This is a genomic window from Brevundimonas sp. EYE_349 (genome assembly GCF_023147505.1).
Taxonomy (GTDB): domain Bacteria; phylum Pseudomonadota; class Alphaproteobacteria; order Caulobacterales; family Caulobacteraceae; genus Brevundimonas.
Window position 1 is genome coordinate 150,905 of sequence record NZ_JAHXPB010000004.1, and the last position, 20,175, is coordinate 171,079.

Annotated in this window: 18 protein-coding genes; 8 read left to right on the plus strand and 10 right to left on the minus strand. The window is 67.1% G+C overall.

Annotated elements, in window-relative coordinates:
* Positions 1 to 3: 3 nt before the first annotated feature.
* The gene (locus KZX42_RS09060; RefSeq protein ID WP_248118879.1) at positions 4 to 228 is read right to left on the minus strand and encodes a hypothetical protein; all 225 of its coding nucleotides are present in this window, start codon (positions 226 to 228) and stop codon (positions 4 to 6) included.
* Positions 229 to 320: 92 nt separating this feature from the next.
* Between KZX42_RS09060 and KZX42_RS09065 the strand changes: the two genes are divergently transcribed.
* Both KZX42_RS09065 and KZX42_RS09070 read left to right on the plus strand, forming a co-directional pair.
* Positions 321 to 1,310 carry a WYL domain-containing protein gene (locus KZX42_RS09065; RefSeq protein ID WP_248118880.1) on the plus strand — a complete coding sequence of 330 codons (990 nt, stop codon included), beginning with the start codon at positions 321 to 323 and terminating at the stop codon, positions 1,308 to 1,310.
* A gap of 74 nt (positions 1,311 to 1,384) precedes the next feature.
* On the plus strand, positions 1,385 to 2,818 hold the full coding sequence (locus tag KZX42_RS09070; protein ID WP_248118881.1) for a hypothetical protein: 1,434 nt from the start codon (positions 1,385 to 1,387) through the stop codon (positions 2,816 to 2,818).
* A gap of 62 nt (positions 2,819 to 2,880) precedes the next feature.
* On the opposite strand, the gene KZX42_RS09075 is transcribed toward KZX42_RS09070, so the two are convergent.
* Positions 2,881 to 3,855 carry a DUF6607 family protein gene (locus KZX42_RS09075; RefSeq protein ID WP_248118882.1) on the minus strand — a complete coding sequence of 325 codons (975 nt, stop codon included), beginning with the start codon at positions 3,853 to 3,855 and terminating at the stop codon, positions 2,881 to 2,883.
* 36 nt (positions 3,856 to 3,891) lie between these two features.
* Entirely contained in the window at positions 3,892 to 6,102 is a 2,211-nt protein-coding gene (locus KZX42_RS09080; protein ID WP_248118883.1) for a TonB-dependent hemoglobin/transferrin/lactoferrin family receptor, read from the minus strand.
* Between the two features lie 109 nt (positions 6,103 to 6,211).
* On the opposite strand from KZX42_RS09080, the gene KZX42_RS09085 reads away from it, so the two are divergent.
* Complete coding sequence (locus KZX42_RS09085) at positions 6,212 to 6,751, plus strand: hypothetical protein (protein ID WP_248118884.1); 540 nt, start codon at positions 6,212 to 6,214, stop codon at positions 6,749 to 6,751.
* On the opposite strand, the gene ychF is transcribed toward KZX42_RS09085, so the two are convergent.
* The 7 genes from ychF to KZX42_RS09120 all read right to left on the minus strand — a co-directional run bounded on the left by ychF (position 6,744) and on the right by KZX42_RS09120 (position 13,898).
* Positions 6,744 to 7,838, minus strand: a complete 1,095-nt coding sequence (ychF, locus tag KZX42_RS09090) for a redox-regulated ATPase YchF (RefSeq protein ID WP_248118885.1) — start codon at positions 7,836 to 7,838, stop codon at positions 6,744 to 6,746. The two genes, KZX42_RS09085 and ychF, sit on opposite strands and share 8 nt — an antisense overlap.
* 73 nt (positions 7,839 to 7,911) lie before the next feature.
* Positions 7,912 to 8,406, minus strand: coding sequence for a copper chaperone PCu(A)C (locus KZX42_RS09095; protein WP_248118886.1), 495 nt, complete (start codon positions 8,404 to 8,406; stop codon positions 7,912 to 7,914).
* A 12-nt stretch (positions 8,407 to 8,418) separates the two neighbouring features.
* Positions 8,419 to 9,810, minus strand: a complete 1,392-nt coding sequence (locus KZX42_RS09100; RefSeq protein WP_248118887.1) for a PepSY domain-containing protein — start codon at positions 9,808 to 9,810, stop codon at positions 8,419 to 8,421.
* A 68-nt stretch (positions 9,811 to 9,878) separates the two neighbouring features.
* On the minus strand, positions 9,879 to 10,265 hold the full coding sequence (locus tag KZX42_RS09105; protein ID WP_248118888.1) for a hypothetical protein: 387 nt from the start codon (positions 10,263 to 10,265) through the stop codon (positions 9,879 to 9,881).
* A 36-nt stretch (positions 10,266 to 10,301) separates the two neighbouring features.
* Positions 10,302 to 10,910 carry an aminoacyl-tRNA hydrolase gene (gene pth, locus KZX42_RS09110; RefSeq protein ID WP_248118889.1) on the minus strand — a complete coding sequence of 203 codons (609 nt, stop codon included), beginning with the start codon at positions 10,908 to 10,910 and terminating at the stop codon, positions 10,302 to 10,304.
* A gap of 87 nt (positions 10,911 to 10,997) precedes the next feature.
* The gene (locus KZX42_RS09115) at positions 10,998 to 11,630 is read right to left on the minus strand and encodes a 50S ribosomal protein L25/general stress protein Ctc (RefSeq protein ID WP_248118890.1); all 633 of its coding nucleotides are present in this window, start codon (positions 11,628 to 11,630) and stop codon (positions 10,998 to 11,000) included.
* A 132-nt stretch (positions 11,631 to 11,762) separates the two neighbouring features.
* A complete protein-coding gene (locus KZX42_RS09120) occupies positions 11,763 to 13,898 on the minus strand; it encodes an ATP-binding protein (RefSeq protein WP_248118891.1) in 2,136 nt (711 codons plus the stop codon).
* 301 nt (positions 13,899 to 14,199) lie between these two features.
* Here KZX42_RS09120 and KZX42_RS09125 point away from each other — a divergent pair, with 301 nt between their 5' ends.
* From KZX42_RS09125 to phoU, 5 genes are all read left to right on the plus strand, one after another.
* Positions 14,200 to 15,597 (plus strand): ATP-binding protein, encoded by a 1,398-nt coding sequence (locus KZX42_RS09125; protein ID WP_248118892.1) that lies wholly within the window; start codon positions 14,200 to 14,202, stop codon positions 15,595 to 15,597.
* Between the two features lie 153 nt (positions 15,598 to 15,750).
* Positions 15,751 to 17,181: a phosphate ABC transporter permease subunit PstC gene (gene pstC, locus KZX42_RS09130; RefSeq protein WP_248118893.1), complete on the plus strand. Its 1,431-nt coding sequence runs from the start codon at positions 15,751 to 15,753 to the stop codon at positions 17,179 to 17,181.
* The gene (gene pstA, locus KZX42_RS09135) at positions 17,174 to 18,478 is read left to right on the plus strand and encodes a phosphate ABC transporter permease PstA (protein WP_248118894.1); all 1,305 of its coding nucleotides are present in this window, start codon (positions 17,174 to 17,176) and stop codon (positions 18,476 to 18,478) included. The genes pstC and pstA overlap by 8 nt, the downstream gene beginning before the upstream one ends.
* Positions 18,479 to 18,482: 4 nt before the next feature.
* Positions 18,483 to 19,433: a phosphate ABC transporter ATP-binding protein PstB gene (pstB, locus tag KZX42_RS09140; protein WP_248118895.1), complete on the plus strand. Its 951-nt coding sequence runs from the start codon at positions 18,483 to 18,485 to the stop codon at positions 19,431 to 19,433.
* A 4-nt stretch (positions 19,434 to 19,437) separates the two neighbouring features.
* Positions 19,438 to 20,163 (plus strand): phosphate signaling complex protein PhoU, encoded by a 726-nt coding sequence (gene phoU / locus KZX42_RS09145; protein ID WP_248118896.1) that lies wholly within the window; start codon positions 19,438 to 19,440, stop codon positions 20,161 to 20,163.
* Positions 20,164 to 20,175 lie beyond the last annotated feature (12 nt).

Consider the following 20,175-nt stretch of genomic DNA (forward strand, 5'->3'; position numbering starts at 1 on the left):
GGCTCAGGCCGCGATCCGCCATTCCGTCGCAGGCTCGGCGGCCCGGCCTTCGTCCCACAGCATGTCCTCGTCGGAGTAGCGACGGCTGGCGGCGGCCGAGATGACATCGACCACCTGCTCCTCCAGCCGATCCCAGATCACCGCCAGGTCCGACGACCCGTCGGCCTCGCAAGGCACGATGATGTAGCGGCTGGCGTTGACGGCGGACGTCGGTTGAAAGCGGGCCATGTGACGATCTCCTGGAAGCGGGGGCCTCTTGTCGATGATGGTGTTTTGCACCACTGTTGCGTCAGAAACGGACGTAGCATTCGGTAGGCGCGGTGAGACACGACAAGGCGGCCATGGTGATCGAGCTGGCGCGGCGCATGGCCGCCAGCGCCGAGGGGCTGACGCTGGATGAGATGGCCCGCGATATGCGCACCGGCCGCCGCACCGCCGAACGGATGCGCGACGCCGTCCTGATGCTGTTCCCCCAGGTCGAGGAGGTGTCCGACCCACCCACCAAGCGCTGGCGCATTCGCGGAGGGCTGTCGGCGTTCGAACAGGCGCCGACGGCCACCGAGATGCTGGAGCTGACCAAGGCGGCGTCGGCCTTGCGCGCGGCGGGCGAGCCGGCGCGAGCGGCGGCCCTGGAGGCGCTGGAGCGCAAGCTGAAGGCGGCGATGCGATCCACCACCCTGAACAGGATGGCGCCGGATCTGGAGGCGCTGGTGCGGGCGGAAACCATCGCGGTCCAGGCGGGGCCGCGCCCATCGGCGGACGAGGCGATGCTGACCGCCATCCGCAGCGCGGTTCTTGCCCAGCAGCCGCTGGGTTTCACCTATTCCCGACCAGGGGCCGAGCCGCGTCGGCGCAGCGTGGCGCCCTGCGGCGTCATGTTCGGACGCGCCAACTATCTGGTCGCCGCCGACCGCGAGACCGGTCGCATCCAGACCTTCCGACTGGATCGGATGAGCCATGTCGCCGCGCAGGACGGGCTGGCTGTTCCGCCCGCCGATTTCGACCTGGCGGTCTTCGCCAGCCAGTCGTTCGGCATCTATCAGGACGAGATCGAGGATGTGGTTATCCGCATCGCGCCCGAAGGGGCAGCCGAGGCCAGGAGCTGGCGCTGGCACCCGACGCAGAGCTTTGAGGATCAGGCGGACGGCGGCGTGATCGTGCGGTTTCGCGCCTCGGGGATGCGGGAGCTGGCCTGGCATCTGTTCACCTGGGGCGAACAGGCGTCGATTCTGGCGCCCGAACGGCTTAAGGCCGTCATGGCCGCAGAGCTGGCGGCCGCCGCGCGCGCCTTGGATCGGACCTCAGCCTGACGAAACCGTAAGCTGACCCGGCGCGTTGACGGCGGCTAAGCTTTTCGCTCCTCCAGACTGCCAGGAGATCGCCCTTGCGCGTCCAAGTCTTCGCCGCCTCTGCGCTTGCCGCCGTTGTTTTGACCGGCGGAGCTTGCGCCGCCGGACCGACCGTCTCGCGGCCCGCAGCGCTCGAGGACGCCGGGGCTCAGGTGATGGTGACGCGCCAGGGCGATCAACTGATGGTCGACTATCGGTTCGGGCGCGACGCCCCGGTCTGGGCCTTCATGGATTCGGCGCTGGAGACGGATTCCCGCCAGCCCTGGCGGCCGCGTCAGTGGACGGTGGAGACGCCCGGCGTGGTGATGGAGCGGCGCGGCCACTACGACATCATCCGCGACGCTGACGGCGGCCCCGTGCCGCGCGAGGTGCGTTTCCGCGTTCGACCGAAGGCCGTGGACCTAGAGGCGGAATATCCCACCCTGCTGTTCTCCAACGGCGCGGTCGCCCTGCCGACGCGGCAGATGGACGTCTTCGCCCTGGCCTCGCCCCAGGCGGCGGAGGCGGTGCCGGATGACCTGAATAGGACGAAGGTCGACGGCGGCCCGGCGCGCGTGACCTGGCGCGACGACAGCGGGCCGGTGCTGTTCAACGGCCGCCGCCGCGACGCCCTGACCACCACGGACGAGCGCAGCTATGTCCTGCTGGGCGACGCCACGGTGACGCCGGGCCAGGGCCTGTCCACCGTGATCGACCCGAACCTGCCCCCGTGGATCGGCGAGGAGATCCGCGACTTCGCCCCCCATGTGGGCCAATACTATCGCGACCGGCTGGGCGCCCCCGGCGCCGGCGGGGATACGCCCATCGTCATGGCGGCCTGGAATGGCCCGACGGAGAGGATGACGAGCATGGGCGGCAGCGTCCTGCCCGGTCTGATCGTGATGTCGTTCGAGGGGCGGGGCGTGACCACGCCTCAGGCGGAAATCCGCGAGCGGTCGCGCTGGTTCATCGGCCATGAGGGCGCGCACTTCTGGCTGGGCCAGACCATCCGCTATCAGTTCGCCGACGAGGCCTGGATCACCGAGGGCGGGGCGGACCTGATGGCGGTGCAGGCGCTGAAGCATCTGGACGCGACCTATGATGACCGCGCCGAACTGCAGTCCGAGGTGGATGATTGCGCCGACCTGGCCAAACGCCCGGTAGCGCAGGCGGGCGCGCGCGGCGAACACCGGGCCTATTACGCCTGCGGGGCCGTCTTCGCCTTGGCGGCAGAAGGCGCGCAGCGCCAGCGGACGGGCGGAGATTGGTTCGACTTCCTGAAGCCCCTGTTGCGCCAGCCCGACGGCGTTCTTAGCCGCGAGGAATGGCTGAGCGGCCTGACGCGGGTGTCGCGGGACCCGTCGCTGCGTGGCGACGTGGAGCGGCTGCTTGATCAAGGGGCGGCCGATCCGTCCGCCGTCATCGCCCGGCTGCTCCAGCGGACGGGAGTCGCCTTCCGCATGGAAAACGGCCGGGTTGTTCTGAGTTGAGGCAAAAATAACGGCTCCCGGTCGCCCGGCCGCCGTTTCAGTCGTCCGCGCTGGGGGAAGGGTCAGCGGGGTGTCGTGGCCTGTTCGATCAAGGTGCGCGCCTGGGCGATGGCGGCGGCCTCGGCGGTCTTTCCGTCGGCGACGGATTGCGCCAGGTCCATCAGCGGCGTGCCGGTGACCGAGCCGGTGTCTCCGACCTCCTCCAGATGGATGCCGTTATGCGCGGCGACAGCGGCGTCCCAGGCGTCGCGAACAGCGGCCCAGAAGCCCTGCGTCTTGGCCCAATAGTCGTCCCCGGCCCGGGGCGAATAGCTGGTGGAGCGATCGTAGGTGTTGATGACGTCTTCCTGAACGATGGCGATGGGTTCCCCGCCGGCCTTGCCCGACATCTTCATATTGTCCTGGATATGGACCCAGCCGTCCGGCTTCAGGATATGGCGGTTGGTCCCCAGATAGCGGTCATAGATCGGATTGCGCACCGCATCGCGCCGCGCCAGGGGCCGCCAGGTCGGGTTCGATGTCCAGGCTGACAGCCCGTTGTCGTAGGTCCAATGGCCGACGCCGCCATAGCGGGGCGAATCGTCGGTCTGCCACATCGTCTGGGACCAGGCGCCGGCGCGCTGGTCGGCCGGCACCGGCGTCAGCGTCCACTGGTTCGGCCCGGCGTAGGTCAGGACCGTCTCGGGCTGATAGGCCCAGTCCTGGCGCCAGTGTTTGACCACGATGGTCTGGCCGCCGTGCTCCATGACCAGGATGTGCTGCAGGCTGATCCTGTCGCCCTTGTCATAGACGACGCGGACGATCTCGCTGCCGCCGGACAGCTTTTCCTCCAACGGGTCGTAGTCGGCGCGGAAGCTGACGTTCTCGCGCATGTCGAAGTGGACGCGGTACTGGCCCGCCTGGGCCAGGATCGACTGGCGATCCCGTTCGAAGGCGTTGGCGGGCGCTGCGACCGCAGTGGGTGTGGCGGCCTGTTGGGCCAGGGCGGCCGGCGCGGTTGCGGTCAACAGGGCGGCGGCGATCAGGATGGCGCGCATCGGGCGTGTCCTTGAGGTTCGAGAGGGCATGGTCGCTTACAGCCGCAGCGTCAGCGAAACGCCGAAGTTGCGGCCGGGCTGGGTGTAGGCGTCCTTGACGGTCGAGGCGGCGGACAGGCCGCGCACGTCGCTCCACCAGCCATAGGTTTCGTCCAAGACGTTGAACGCGCCGGCCCGCAGCGTGGCCCGCTCCGTCACGTTCCAATAGGCGGTCAACTCTAACAGGGTGAAGCTGTCACCCAGATAGCAGGTCGTCCCACACGATAGATTATAGGTCGCCTCATCCTTCTTGCCCGACCAGGTGACGGTGGCCGAGCCGCCCCAGACGCCCGACGGCGCGGCATAGTTCAGGCCCGCGACCACCTTCACCGGATCGACACTGCCTAGGTCCGTGCGACGGCCGTCGGTGGTTTGTTCGCCCTCGGCGTAGGCGGCCGAGCCGATCAGGCTGAAGCCATTGTCCCAATAGATGTCGGCGCGCGCCTCAAGGCCCCTGATGTCGACCTCGGTCAGGTTGACGTACTGATAGACCAGCGGATCGACGCCGGGAATGCCGCGTCCGCTGACCGAAACCTGATCGATGAAGTCGTCATAGTGGGTGGCGAAGGCGGTGGTGTTCAGCCGCATCTTGCCGCCCGCCACATCGATATCGCGCAGACGGAAGCCGGCCTCGAAACTTTCGCTGGTCTCGGGCGACAGGTTCGGGTTCGGGATCGAGCGATAGCCGAAGACCGGGTTCTCGAAATAGTTGTTCACCTGCATCGGCGAGGGCGCGCGGAAGCCCAGGGCGTAGTTGGCGAAGACGCCGAGATGCGGCCCCGTCCAATAGACGACGCCCAGCTTGGGCGAGATGTGGTCGTCGCTCTGGCCCGAGGCGGCGGCGGGGAATTGGGCGTCGACCTTGGGCGACAGATCATACCAGTCGTAACGGACAGCCGGGATGATGCTGAGCGCGCCGTTCAGCAGTTCGATCTCGTCCTGTACGAACAGACCGGCCAGCTGGTATTCGGTCTTGGGGAAGGCGCGGAGGGGGAAGGTCTCGCCGACCGGCGGGACCACGCCGTCGCGAACCCCCTCCTGCGTCGTCATCGACCAGTCGCCGCCGAGGGTGACGCGGTGCTGCACCGCCGCGCCCTGACCGAAGACGCGCGAGCCCTGGGCGGCCAGTCCATGGACGGTGTTGTCGAAGGTCACGTCGCGCACCCGGTCGGCCAGGGTGGCGCGGTCTTCGAAGGTGTACTGTCGCGTGTTGGAATCTTGCCAATAGACGGAGACCGAACCGTCGCTGAGGCCCGCGAAGTCCTGGAAGCGCCAGTCGCCGCTGACGCGATCACGCTGGGTCTCGTCATGGGCGGTGACGGCCAGGACGGTGGAAGACCGGCTGCTGAGTGCGTCGCCGTTCATTTCCGAATCGAGGTGGTCGTAGGTTAGGCGCAGAGTGTGGTTAGGGTTCACCTCCCACACCAGCTTGCCCAGATAGGCGTTGGAGCCGAAATCCTGAGGGTTGGGCTGGGTGCGCGTCGCGCCGAGGCCGCCGACTGAGCCCTTGTTCTCGGTCTCTTGAGCATCGCGGCGGGTATAGGCCAGCAGCCCAGAGAGCGAACCCGAACGGCCCGCCAGCGCCAGCCCCTCGGTCCAGCCTTCGTCGGCGGAGTTGTAGGCCACCCGGGCGCGGGCGCCGAAGGTCTGTTCGCCGACCAGGAAATCGGACGGATCCTTGGTGGTGAAGGCCACGGCGCCGGCGACGCCGTCCGAACCGTAAAGGGCCGAAGCGGGACCGCGCAGGATTTCGACCGACTTGATCAGGTCCAGATCGTTATAGCCGCCGCGGCCGACCGCCTGGGCGCCGAAGGAGAAGCCGGCGGGAAGACGCACCCCGTCGTTGACGATCAGGACCCGGTCGCCGCCCATGCCACGGATGGTGAAGCCCGAGTTTCCGTCGCGGCCGGCGCCCGAAAGCGCCAGTCCGAAGCGGGCGGGCGAGGTCGGAACGCTGACGCCCGGCTCGAAGCGGATCAGGTCCTTGATGTCGGTCGCCAGAATCGTCTCGATCTGCTCGGCGTCGATGACGCTGACCGTGCCAGGCACATTGGAGGCCAGGCGCCGTGACCGCGTGCCCAGCACGACGACCGGATCGACCTCGGCGGCGGGCGCGGCGGCGACGGGCGCCTCGGCGCGGACAGGCTGAACGATCAGGGCCGAACCGATGGCCGCTGTGGCGGTGGAAAGGAGGAGGAGAGTGCGCATCAATGGCCCCGCTGTGTGATTGGCGGCGTGTTACTGCGAACGATTATTAGAATCAACCGCAATGAATGGTCGGTTTGAACCTGAACCTTCGCCGTTGCGTTGTGGGGACATGAAAACGGCCCTGTTTCCGGCGCTCGCCGCCCTCGTCCTGCTGGCGGCTTGCGGCGACGATCAGGTCAATCCGCCCAACGAACCGGCCGCGCCGCTTCGCACGCCCGAGGCCATGCAGCCAGTGGAGCCGCCGGGCCCGTCGTCTCTGGCGTCTCGCGGACCGCGCAGTTTTGTGGGGGTTTGGGCGGCCAATCCGGCATGGTGCGAGCGGCCGCAGGGGGCGAACAGCCCGATCACCATCACGCCGATGCGGTTTGACGCCTATGGCCACAACTGTGACATCGGCAGCATCGACGAGCGGGGATCAGGTTATGTCGCGGCGCTGTCCTGCATGGCCCAGGGCAAGGCCGTGAACGAGCGCGTCCACATGGGTACGACTGGCGATGTCTTGACCCTGACCTATGTGGATCGCGACATGCTGACGACCAAGCTGGCGCGCTGCCCCGGCTCGCCGCGCGCGCCGGACCCCGCCAACCCTCTGGAAAAGATGATGAAGAAGGACGGGGCCGAAACCCCGCCCGTTACGCCATCTAGTTGAACAGGAAGTTCATCACGTCGCCGTCCTTGACGACATAGGACTTTCCTTCCGCGCGCAGCTTGCCCGCTTCGCGCGCCCTGGCTTCGCCGCGCAGGGCCACGAAGTCGTCGAAGGCGATGGTTTCGGCGCGAATGAATCCCTTTTCGAAGTCGGTGTGAATCACACCCGCCGCCTGGGGCGCGGTGTCGCCGACATTGATGGTCCAGGCGCGTGCTTCCTTCGGGCCGACGGTGAAATAGGTCTGCAGCCCCAGCAGCTTGTAGGCTTCGCGGATCAGACGGTTCAGGCCGGGTTCTTCCAGGCCCAGGGTCTCCAGAAACTCACGCTGCTCCTCGTCGTCCAGCACGGCGATCTCGGATTCGATCTGGGCCGAGATGACGACCGAGTTGGCGTTGTCGGCGGCGGCCCGGGCCGCGACCTTGTCGGACAGGTCGTTGCCCTTGTCGGCCGAGCCTTCCTCGACGTTGGAGACATAAAGGGCGGGCAGGGCCGTCAGCAGTTGCAGCATGTGCCAGGCCTTCACGTCCTCCTTGGACACTTCGGCCGTGCGGGCGGGCTTGCCGGCGTTCAACTGGGCCAGGGCCAGGTCGACCAGTTTCAGCGTCAGGGCCGATTCCTTGTCGCCGCCCTTGGCGCGCTTCTCCAACTGCGGCCGGCGGCGCTCCAGGCTTTCCATGTCGGCCAGCATCAGCTCGGTCTCGATGATCTCCAGATCGGCGATCGGGTCGATTCGGTCCTCGACATGGGTGATGTCGTCATCGACGAAGCAGCGGGCCACGAAGGCCACGGCGTCGCAGTCGCGGATGTTGGCCAGGAACTGGTTGCCCAGGCCCTCGCCCTTGGACGCGCCGCGCACCAGGCCGGCGACGTCGACGAAGGTGATGCGGGCCGGAATGATCTCCTTGGAGCCCGCGATTTCGGCCAGGGCGTTCAGACGCGCCTCGGGCACCGCGACGTCGCCGGTGTTCGGCTCGATGGTGCAGAACGGATAGTTGGCCGCCTGGGCCGCCGCCGTCTTGGTCAGGGCGTTGAACAGGGTGGACTTGCCGACATTGGGCAGGCCGACGATCGCGACTTTAAGGGCCATGGGTATTCCTTGGAGAAGGCGCGAGCCTTTAACCCGTTCGAACGGGTTTGTCAGGCTCGCGCTTCAAAAGGGCTTAATGGGCGCCGTGATCCATGCCTGCCATGGCCGGCTGACGCACCTTGGCCTGAACCGTCACGGGCGCGGCGTCGGCGAAGGTCAGGGTCAGGGGGACGGTTTCGCCGGCGACCAACGGCGCAGTCAACTCCATGAGCATCAGGTGGTTTCCACCGGGCGCCAGGGCGACCGCTTCGCCCGCCGGCAGCGGCAGGCCCTGGCCCATTTCGCCCATGGTCATCACGCCGTTCTCGGTCTTCATCTCGTGAACCTGCAGCATCCCCGCGCGCGGTGTGGAGCCGCCGGTCAGTCGGTCGTCGGTCGCCGCGGTCAGGGTGATGTAGCAGCCGCCCGCCTTGGCGCCGTTCGGAGACGGACGGCACCAGGCGTCGGCGGCGACCACTGCCGCGGCCTGGCCCGCATCGGCGGGCGTCCTGGCCGGCTGCGACGGATTGCAGGCGCTCAGCACCAGAAGGAGGACGGGCGCGGCGGCCAGGGCGGATTTGATCTTCATTGTATGAGCCTTTCAGAAGGCGACGGGACGGCGCCGGATCATCGGTCGTAGCGCTCGATCGAGCAACACGGCCGCGACCAGGCTCAGTCCCGTCAGGGGATAGAGGATGGCGAGGGGAAGAACGATGCCCAAGACGGCGGCGCGCACGCGGGGGCCGGGCGGGGCGGGCGGGGCGCCCAGGCGGCGGCGCGACAGGTCGGGCGGCCGTCGCTTCCACCACATCACCAGGCCGCTGATCGCCAGCACCCACACGCCGATGCAGCCCAGCAGCATGACGATGCGGTTCGCCTGCCCGAACTGCGTGCCTTGATGGGTGTAGATGCCCAGTTCGATAGCCTTGGCGCCGGCCCCAAACTGGTCATAGCCGATGTCGCCCAGCACCCGGCCGGACGCGCCGTCAATATAGAGGGAGCGGCTGTCCTGAACGCGGCGGGCTTGGGTCGTGACCGTATAGGCCGTGCCCTCGCTCGCCGGAATGTTGATCGCATAGGGGCGCGCCAAGCCCGCCGCGTCGGCGGCGTGCATCACCTGCGTCAGGGCGCCGTGACCGGCGTGATCGTGCGTCATGACCATGCCCTCCATGGTCCAGCCGGCGCCGACCGGCGCGTCATGGTGCTGGGCGCGCTGCCAGGCCCCCGCGACCGGAGCGGGCGGCCGGCCCCAGCCGGTCTCCTTGACCCAGCCCATGACGCGCTCGCCCCATACCGCCGACCACGGCATGCCCGTGACCGCCAGAAACAGCACAACCCCGCCGACGTAGAAACCTGTCAGGGCGTGCAGGTCACGCCAGAATGGCCGACGCCGGCTGTCGGTCGTCTGTGGCTTCAGGACCGCCACGGCGCGCCCTCTGGGCCACCATAGATAAAGACCCGTGGCGAACAGGATGATGGCCCAGCCGGCGACGATCTCGACCAGAATGTTGAACGGCCGACCGAGCAGGGTGAGGCTGTGCAGCTTCTTGATCAGTTCCATGACTCCGCCGGCCGGGATCACGCCCGTCGCGCGCCCGGTATGGGGATCGACGAAGACGGTCTTCTGCGCCCCATCCGGCTGGTCCACACGCAGCCGAACGGCCTCGTCAGACCGAGCCGGCAAGACCAGATTGGCAACCCGTCCGCCGCCGGCGGCCGTCTCGGCACGGGCCGCCCAGGTCTCGGGCGCGGCCTGGGCCTGCCCGACCTGGCTCTGGGCAACCGGCGCGCGGATCATGTCGCGATAGACCAGGCCGTCGATCTCGTCCTTGAACAGATAGAGGCCGCCAGTCAGGGCCAGCAGCATCAGAACCGGCATGACGAAGACGCCGGCGTAGAAATGCCATCGCCACACCGCGCGATAGGCGCCGGACAGGGCGTCCGGCTGGTCGGAACGCAGCGGCGGTGGCGCTGCGATCGTCTTGGAAGACATGGGAATCCTGAAGTTCAGGGCAAACACGTCGCGCAGGATTCAAACCGGCGCGGGCTGGCAGTCTGGATTCAGGGGTGGGGCGGCGCGGTGGACGGCGGGCGTGGCGGAGCCCGCGCGGGCGGCGGCGCGCCGACGCTTACAGGTGCGTAAACTACGGTCTCGACCGTGCGGATGATCGTTGCAGGCTGGGGCGCGGGCGGGCAGGGCAGGGCGGCGACAGGCGGGGTGACGCAGGCGGCGCACTTGGCCCCGACGTGCTTGTTGATCGGCCCGTCCATGCCGCCCGACTGGATCGTCTGCGGTCCCTCGGCGGAGCAGATGACCAGCGGATGGCCCGGCTGGACGGCCGCCAACGCCGCGAACGGCAGCAGCGCGCCGATCACGAGCGCGAACACCGCCGCCAGGAAGGCCAGCGATTTCGCAGTCGACCAGTTGTCGGCCTGGGATCGGGTCACGCTTCGCCTCTACGGCCTTTCGACCGTCAGCGAAAGTTAAAGCTCTCCACGCGCCGCCTGGCGCGGGCTGAACTTGGGCGCGGGAGCCAGTCGCATGACCTCGCCCTGATAGCGTTCGTCGTCGCCTGCGACTGCAAAAGGCAAGGCGTCGGCGCAGGCCTGCAGCATGGCGTTCAACCACGGCTGTTCGGCCTTGTGGAAGTCGCCCAGCACATGCGGCATGACCAGCTCCTTCTCGCCGGGATGGCCGATGCCCATGCGGGCGCGACGGAAGTCGGCGCCCAGATGGCTGATCAGGCTGCGGATACCATTTTGCCCCGCCGCGCCGCCGCCCGTCTTCATACGGAAACGGCCGGGCGCCAGGTCGATTTCGTCGTGGAAGACGATGATATCGCTAGGCTTGATCTTGTAGAAGCGCGCGGCCTCGCCGACCGCCCGGCCGCTCTCGTTCATATAGGTCTGGGGCTTCATCAGCAGGATCTTTGTCCCCTCGACGTCCCCCTCGGCGATGATCGACTGGAACTTGGCCCGCTCAGGCCCGAACCGCCACCGCCGCGAGATCTCGTCGGCGGCCATGAAGCCGATGTTGTGCCGGTTCTTCTCATATTTGGCGCCAGGGTTTCCCAGGCCTGCGATGATGATCATGGCGTTCTCATGCCTCGCGCCAGGCCCAAAGAAAAGCCCCGCCGCGGCGAGCCGGGCGGGGCGTGATCTAGTCGAAGCGACGAAGGTTTAGCCTTCGGTCTTCTCGACCGGCGCGGCCTCGGCGTCGGCGGCTTCGTCGGCGGCGGCCGACAGGGCGGCCGAGGAGACCTTGATCGTGGCGATCACGAAGTCGCGGTCGGTGATGGTGGCTTCCGCGCCCTTGGGCAGGGTGATGTCCGAGATGCGAATCGTGTCGCCCATCTGCGACTTGGCCAGGTCGACGACCAGTTCTTCCGGGATCTGGTCGGCACGGACCAGGATTTCGACGGCGTGACGGACGACTTCCAGCGAACCGCCCTGACGAGCGAAGGGCGCTTCGTCGGCGTTCAGGAAGTGCACCGGAACCTCGATCTTGACCGGGGCCTTCTCATCGACGCGCATCAGGTCGAAGTGCAGGGGGCGGTCCGACACTGGGTCGAACTGCACGTCCTTGGCGATGACCGGCTGGGTCTCTTCGCCATACTTCAGCGTCACCAGGTGGCCGAGCAGCTTGCCGGTGTAGAGCGACTTGCGGAAGTCCTTCTCGTTCACCGAAATGGCGACGGGGGCCTTGTCGCCGCCGTAAAGGACGCCCGGCACGAAACCCGCGCGACGCGCAGCGCGAGCGCCGCCGGTGCCGACGCCATCGCGGACGTCCACGTTCAGAATGATCTCGGCCATGTGGCTCGCCTCAACAACAACAGAAACGCCGCGCCAACCCTGGGCCCGCGCGGCGGGGGTCATGAACCCTCGAATTCAAGAGCGCGGGCTATTACACGCATCGAACCGATGGCGCAACCTTCAAAGGCGCGCCTACGCCGCCTGCGCCCTATCCTTGGTCAGGGCGGCCGGACTGGCCACCAGGGTCAGTAATTCCGCCGCGTTGAAGGGCTTGGCCAAATGATGATCGGCGCCTGCCGCGCGTCCGGCGGCGACGTGTTCGGGCATGGCGTTGGCTGTCAGCATGACGATCGGCGTACGCGCCATACCCATCGCCGCCTCGTGCAGGCGAATCTCCTGCGTCGCCGTCAGGCCGTCCATGACCGGCATCTGCATATCCATAAGCACCAGGTCGAAGACGTCGGCTCGGAAAGCCTCCAAAGCCTCGGCGCCGTTCTCGGCCATGACGATCTTGGCGGCCGTCTGGGCCAGAATCAGCTCGATGACGCGCCGGTTGGTCGGATGGTCGTCGGCGACCAGAACGTTGACCGTGCGCGCGCCATCGGCATGTTGCGTCGCCGTGTCAGCTGGTTCCGACGGCGTCGGGGCGACGCAGGGCTTGAGCGGCAGGGTCAGGATGAAGGCCGCCCCGCTGCCCGGTTCGCTCTCGCAATCCAGATCGCCGCCCATCATGTCCGCCAACTGGCGGCAGATCGACAGGCCCAGGCCCGAGCCGCCGAACTTGCGCGTGATGCCGCCGTCGGCCTGTTCGAATCGGGTGAACAGGCGGTCGCGCGTCGCGGCGTCGAAGCCGATGCCGCTGTCCTCGACGGTGAAACGCAGCACCGGCCGGCCGTCCCGATCTTCGCCCTGATGGACCACGAGCCCGACGAAGCCCTGGCTGGTGAATTTCACGGCGTTGGAGATCAGGTTGGTCAGCACCTGTTTGACGCGGACCGCGTCCCCCATAACCCAGACCCCATCCTCCAGATCGATATCGACATGGAAATCGAGGCGCTTCTGGCGGGCGTTCTCGACATAGAGTTGCGCCGCTTCGCGCACCACGACCGCCAGTTCGAAAGCGTCCTCGGTCAACTCCAGCTTGCCTGATTCGACGCGGGCCAGGTCCAGGATGTCGCTGAGCAGGGTCTGCAACGTCTTGCCAGAGGCCTGCATCAAATCCAGCATCTCGCGCTGCTCGGGGGTCAGTTCGGTCCTGGCCAGCGCCTGCGATAAGCCCAGAACGCCGTTGAGCGGGGTGCGGATCTCGTGGCTCATATTGGCCAGGAACTGGCTCTTGGCGACGTTGGCGGCCTCGGCCGCATCTCGCGCCTCGGCCAAGGCCTGAGCATCCCGTTTCAGGTCGGTGATGTCGTTGCAGACGATGACCATGCCGCCTTCGGATGTGCGACGGTCTTGGACGCGGAGCCAGCGGCCGCCTCCGACCTGTTGTTCGATGCTGGCGGACAACTGGCGCAGCGCCCCCATGCGTTCGTTCAGCCAGTCGTCTTCGCGGCCCAGGGCTTCGTCGTAACGCCCCTGCTCGATCCCGATCTGCAAGATTTCACGAAACGTCATTCCAACCGTGAGGTGAGGTTGGAGCTCCGGATTCAGCTCCGCGTAGCGCGCATTCCACAGCACCAGCCGGTCCTTGGCGTCATAGAAACCCAGCCCGTCCGGCATGGCGTCCACCGCTTCGCGTATGCGACGCAGTTCGGTTGAGCGCGCGACATAGGCCATGACCGCAAGGACGCCGGCCACGCCGCAGATCAACGACAGCACTACGGCAACAAGTACTCGGATCGCGCCGGGCGACAGGCCTTGGGTATCCAGCACGGTTAGGTCCGGAACCAGGCTTATCGCCGCCATACCCACGAAGTGCAGCACGATCACTGTCATGGACAGGCCCACTGTCGTCATCAAAAGGTTGAGAAGACCGCCGCGCTTATAAAAGAAGGCGGTCGCGCCGCCGACGATCATGGCCCCGCCAAGGGAGGCCGCGACCAGACTGGGATCCCAGCTGATCCGCGCCGGCCCTTTGATAGCGGCCATGCCGAGATAATGCATGGCGCCGACGCCAGCCACGGCGATGACCGCCGCCAGAACACGCCATGCCCGCCCCTTGCCGAATTGAATTGAACCAATGGTCAGCCCGATCATGCCCAAGGCGACAACCAGCGAAGCCAGCGTAAGTCCCAGATCGTAGCGAACAGGCACGCCTGCCACGAATCCTTGCATCGCCACGAAGTGAGTCGCCCAGATGGACATGGCCCCAACAACCGTGGCCATGGCGACTGCGCGTCGTCTGCCGGCAGGATCACATCGTCGAACTCGCTCCATAAACCGTGTGGAGACGCCCATTCCTATTAGGCAGATCAGCGCCGCCAGCAGGGTGACCCGCCAGTCATGATCTCGAGTCATGCAGAAGACGATCCGGTCCACTAGCGCTCTCCTTTGAGACAATCTGGCCTAGAATTCTAAATAAACCGTGCGGTGACGCTTGAATGGGGCGCCGCCCTGTCGAAGCGCCGTCACAAAATCCGTGCAAGGATCGGATGTCGCCGTGCATTTTTGAGGTCGCCGCCCCTCCATGCCTTATGAAATCTCGCCCTCTCCCGTCGCGCCGGTGTCCTCGTCGCGTCTGTGGACCGTGGGCGCCAGCATCGGCGTCGCCATTCTGATCCTGGTGGTGCTGGCGATCCTGCATCCCGAACTGGCGGACTGGCTGCTGGGCGGGGCGGTGATCGTGGCGGCGTCGGCCTGGTTGCTGAACATGCCGGGCGCGGCCGACGCCGCCCCGTCCGCCCTAGACGGGGCGACCGCCGATGCGACGACCGATGCGGTCGCCGGCGAACTGCTTGATCGGGTGTTCGAAGCGCTGGACGATCCGGTGCTGGTGGTCAGCGGCGGCGAGCCGGACGATATCGCGGGCCGACGTATCGTCATGGCCAATAACGCTGCGCGCGACCTGTTGCGCATCCAGCGACAGGGTGCGCTGCTGGTCCAGGTCATCCGCGAGCCCGGCGTGCTGGAGGCGGTAGACGAGGCCCTGTTCGGCGGCGCCACGCGCACCACCGACTACACCACCGGCGGCCAGAGGGATCGGCGTTGGCGGGCCTGGACCCGGCCGCTGTCGGTCGCCGACGGCGTGGCGCCCGGGGGCGAGATGGCGCTGCTGATCCTGCGCGACGAGACGGATGCGCGGCGAACCGAGATGATGCGGGTCGATTTCCTGGCCAACGCCAGCCACGAACTGCGCACGCCGCTGGCCTCGCTGAGCGGCTTCATCGAGACGCTGAAGGGGCACGCGCGCGACGACGTGGCGGCGCGCGACCGCTTCCTGGACATCATGTCGGCGCAGGCGGATCGGATGGGGCGGCTGGTCGCCGACCTGCTTTCGCTCAGTCGCATTGAATTGAATGAACATATCCCGCCGTCCGGTCGTGTCGATCTGGACCGGGCCGCGTCCGACGTGGTGGACGCCATCAGCGTCCTGACGCGCGAAAAGGAAATCGCCATCGCCTTGGACCAAGGAGAGGCGCGGGCCTCGGTCAGCGGCGACCGTGACGAGATTCTCCAGGTGGTCCAGAATCTTTTGGACAACGCCGTCAAATATTCGTCACGCAACGGCACGGTCGAGATTTCCGTTCGGTCCGACCTGTCATTCGACGAGGCCTGGGCTTCGCGGATGCCGGGAGCCACGCGCCTGCCGCTGGTAACGCCCGATCGGACGGCGGGCGTTCTGTATGCCGCCGTCACGGTGCGCGATCACGGGCCGGGGATGGCGCGCGAACACCTGCCGCGCCTGACCGAGCGCTTCTATCGCGTCGAGGGGCAGAAGAGCGGCGAACGCCAGGGCACGGGCCTTGGGTTGGCCATCGTCAAACATATCATGAACCGCCACCAGGGCGGCTTGGTGGTGGAAAGCGCGCCAGGGATGGGCGCGGCCTTCACCGCCTGGTTCCCTCAACCGGGCGAGCGGCGCTAGGTCCTGTCGGCGGCGATGGGGGGAACCTTCGCTGTCACCCAACTGTCATCGACCCGTCTTAATCCGCTGACCATTCGCAGGCAGTAGTCGCGCCGCGTCGGTCCAGGTGTTCAGGGCCGCACGCCGATTCGCGCGCGTCGCTTCGGACTTCGAATGATCTGGATTTATCTGCTGATCCTCATGGCGCTGAGCGCGACCGCCTTTCTAGGCGGTCGAGAGCTGGCGCGTCGCCGCGCGATCGGCGCCAAACCGCATTCGCGCCCAGGCCAGCATGGCGCCTACGCCCTGATCTGGGTGGCCGCGCCGGCGCTGCTGGTGCTGGTCCTGGCCTCGGTTTTTTCAGCGCCGCTGCAACGTCAGCTGACGGCCTCGGGCACGCCTGAAGCGGTCGCCTCCTTGGATCATTTCCGCCGCGACGCCTTCTTCGCCGACGCCTATCGCGTTGGCCGCGGCGAGGCCGCCCTGCAGATCTGGGAGCGCCCGCTGGCCGAACAACTGCCGGTCGAGGCGCGTCGGATGGTCCGTATCGAGCGCACCCTGTCCTGGGGCGGGGGCGCCGCCGCTATCCTGGCCGCCATCTTGGGCGGTCTGTTCGCCCTAACCCAGATCAAGCCGAAGACCCGCGCGCGCAACCGTGTCGAGGGCTGGATCTATGGCGCCCTGTTCGTGTGCTCGGCCATCGCGGTCCTGACGACGCTGGGCATCATCGCCTCCCTGGCCTTCGACAGCTTCCGCTTCTTCCAGAAGGTGCCGGTTCTCGACTTCCTGTTTGGCACGCAATGGAGCCCGCAGATCGCGATCCGCGCCGATCAGGTGGGGTCGTCGGGGGCCTTCGGCGCCGTGCCGCTGTTCGCTGGCACACTGCTGATCATGGTGATCGCGATGTGCGTGGCCGCGCCCATCGGCCTGCTGTCGGCCATCTATCTGTCGGAATACGCCAGCCGCACGACCCGCGCGGTCATCAAGCCGCTGCTGGAAATTTTGGCCGGGGTGCCGACGGTCGTTTACGGCTTCTTCGCCGCCCTGACCGTGGGGCCGCTCCTGCGCGTCATGTTCAACGAGATCGGCCTGTTCCTGATCGGCGGGCCGCTGGACGGACTGGGCCGGTATCTGGCGCTGGTGCAGAACCAGATGGCCCTGACCGCCGGCGCCGTGATGGGCATCATGCTCATTCCCTTCGTGTCATCCCTGTCCGACGACATCTTGAACGCCGTGCCGCAGAGCCTGCGCGACGGTTCGTTCGCCATGGGCGCCACCAAGTCCGAGACGGTCAAGCGCGTGCTGCTGCCCGCCGCCCTGCCGGGCATCGCCGGCGCCCTGCTGCTGGCCGTGTCGCGCGCCATCGGCGAGACGATGATCGTGACCATGGCGGCGGGCCTGGCCGCCAACTTGACCTTCAATCCGCTGGATACGGTGACCACCGTCACGGTGCAGATCGTGACCCTGTTGACCGGGGACCAGGAGTTCAACAGCGCCAAGACCCTGTCGGCCTTCGGCCTGGGCCTGACCCTGTTCCTGGTGACGCTGGCGCTGAACATCATCGCCCACCGGATCGTCCAGACCTATCGGGAACAATATGACTGACGCGACCCCCGATCGGATCGACGGCGCTTCCGCCAACGGGCGGCTGGAGCGTCTGCGTGCGGGGCTCAAGCGCCGCCACGCCAAGGAAACGCGCTTCAAATGGTATGGCCGCCTGGCTATCGCGGCCGCCATGCTGTTCCTGGCGATCCTGCTGGTCCGTATCGTCGAACAGGGCCATACGGCCTTCTACGCCCACACGGTGACGGTGCCGGTCTATATGGACCCCGCCCGCATCGACCGCGCCTATCCGCAGGGCTCCAACTTCGAGCAGATGGCGGCCGAGCAGCAGCTTCAGCGGATGGGCGTCGCCGACGATGCGGCCGCAACAAAGGCCGGCCAGATGAAGCGGTTGTTCTCGTCGGAGCTGAAGTTCGTCGCCGCCGATCTGGTCGCCAAGCGCGCCGAGGTCATCGGCGAGACCGTGCCCTTGGCCGTGCCGCTGTCGGATGACGCCGACCTTTATCTGAAGGGCGAAATCTCCAAGGCCACGCCGGAGGATCAGCGCCGTCTGTCCGATCAGCAGATCGCCTGGCTGGACAAGATGAAGGCCGATGGCGTCATCGGCGCCCACTTCAACACCGCCCTGTTCACCAATGGCGATTCCACCCAACCCGAGCTGGCCGGGGTGCTGGGCGCCGTGGTCGGTTCGGCGCTGATGCTGCTGGTCACGGCCCTGATCGCCATTCCGCTGGGCGTCGGCGCCGCCATCTGGCTGGAAGAGTTCGCGCCCAAGAACAAGCTGACCGACATCATCGAGGTCAACATCAACAACCTCGCGGCCGTGCCGTCGATCGTCTATGGCCTCTTGGGTCTGGCCCTGTTCATCAACTGGATGCACCTGCCGCGCGCCAGCCCCATCGTGGGCGGTCTGGTTCTGGCCCTGATGGCCTTGCCGACTCTGGTCATCGCCACCCGTTCGGCGCTGAAGGCCGTGCCGCCCTCGATCCGCGAGGCGGCCCTGGCCATGGGCGCGTCCAAGACCCAGACGGTGTTCAGCCACGTCCTGCCGCTGGCCATGCCCGGCGTCATGACCGGCGCCATCATCTCCATGGCCCACGCCTTGGGCGAGACAGCGCCGCTGCTGCTGATCGGCATGGTCAGCTTCGTGCCGGGCGTGCCGCACGCCATCGACCAGCCCGTCGGCGCCCTGCCGTCGCTGATCTACATCTGGGAGAACGCCTCGGAGCGGGCCTTCCACGAACGCACCGCCGCGGCGATCATCGTCCTGCTGGTCTTCATGATCATCATGAACGCGGCGGCCATCATCCTGAGGCGGCGCTTCGAGCGTCGGTGGTAAGAGAATGAAATTCCGTATTTTCCGCTCCGCCGAGGACCAGACGGGCGCAGGGCCGGTCGATCCGACCCAGACGCCGCGCATGGGCGGGCAGGTCCTGCCCGAGGTCGCGCCGGCGTCCGACGCCGCGCCGACGAACTTGCGAGCCGAAGACGCCGCGCCTGTGACAGGCCCGACCGCCGTCGACACGCCGCCGACGGGACCGATCAAGATCGCCGCGCGCGACGTCTCGGTCTTCTATGAAGGCAAGCAGGCGCTTTACGACGTCTCGCTGGACATCCCGGACAAGACCGTCACGGCCCTGATCGGCCCGTCGGGCTGCGGCAAGTCGACCTTCCTGCGGACAATGAACCGCATGAACGACACCATCGCCGGGGCCCGCGTCACCGGGCGGATCGCGATGGACGACGAGGACATCAACGACCGCGCCATCGACCCCGTGCTGCTGCGCGCCCGGGTCGGGATGGTGTTCCAGCGCCCGAACCCCTTCCCCAAGTCGATCTACGAAAACGTCGCCTACGGACCCAAGATTCACGGCCTGGTTTCGTCCAAGTCCGAAATGGACGGCGTGGTCGAAAGCGCCCTGAAGCGCGCGGGTCTGTGGGACGAGGTGGCCGACCGCCTGCAATCCTCGGCCATGGGCCTGTCGGGTGGTCAGCAGCAGCGTCTGGTCATCGCCCGCGCCATCGCCGTGAACCCCGAAGTGATCCTGATGGACGAGCCCTGCTCGGCCCTGGACCCCATCGCCACGGCGCGGATCGAGGAATTGATCGACGAACTGCGCGAGCGGTTCTGCATCGTCATCGTCACCCACTCGATGGCCCAGGCCGCGCGAGTGTCGCAACGCACCGCCTTCTTCCACATGGGCCGTCTGGTCGAGACGGGCGACACCGAAGACATCTTCCAGAATCCGCGCGAACGGCGCACCCTCGACTACATCACGGGACGCTTCGGCTAATCCGATGAACCAGCACACCGTCAAAGCCTATGGCGACGAACTGAACCAGATCACGGCCGAGGTCGCTCGCATGGGCGGCCTAGCCGAGGCCCAGGTCGCGGACGCCATCGATTCCGTCGCCCGGCGCGACATCGCCCTGGCGCGCGCGGTGGTCGAGCGTGACCTGAAACTGGATGCGCTGCACCGGGATATCGAGAAGAAGGCCATTCGCCTGATCGCCTTGCGTCAGCCGGTCGCCAGCGACCTGCGTCGCACCCTGGGCGCCATGAAGATCGCCACCGATCTGGAACGCACAGGCGACCTGGCCAAGAACATCGCCAAGCGCGCCCTGATCTTGGCCGAGGGCGAGCCGATGCAGCCGCTCACGCGCTCCATCGAGCGTATGGGACGGTTGGTGTCGACCCGCCTGCGCGACGTGCTGGACGCCTACACCGCCTCCGAGTTGGATCGCGCCGTCGCCGTCTGGCAGACCGACGACGAGGTGGACGAGCACTATAACGCCCTGTTTCGCGAACTGCTGACCTACATGATGGGGGATCCGCGCACGATCGGCGCCTGCACCCATCTGCTGTTCATGGCCAAGAACCTGGAGCGGATAGGGGACCACGCGACCAATATCGCCGAGACCGTCCACTACGAGATCACCGGCGACGACATCGTGGGCGAACGCCCGCGCGCCCAGCCCACGGCCGAGGATTCCGATCCGACGCCAAACCTTTCCACGCACTGACCCGAGACCGGA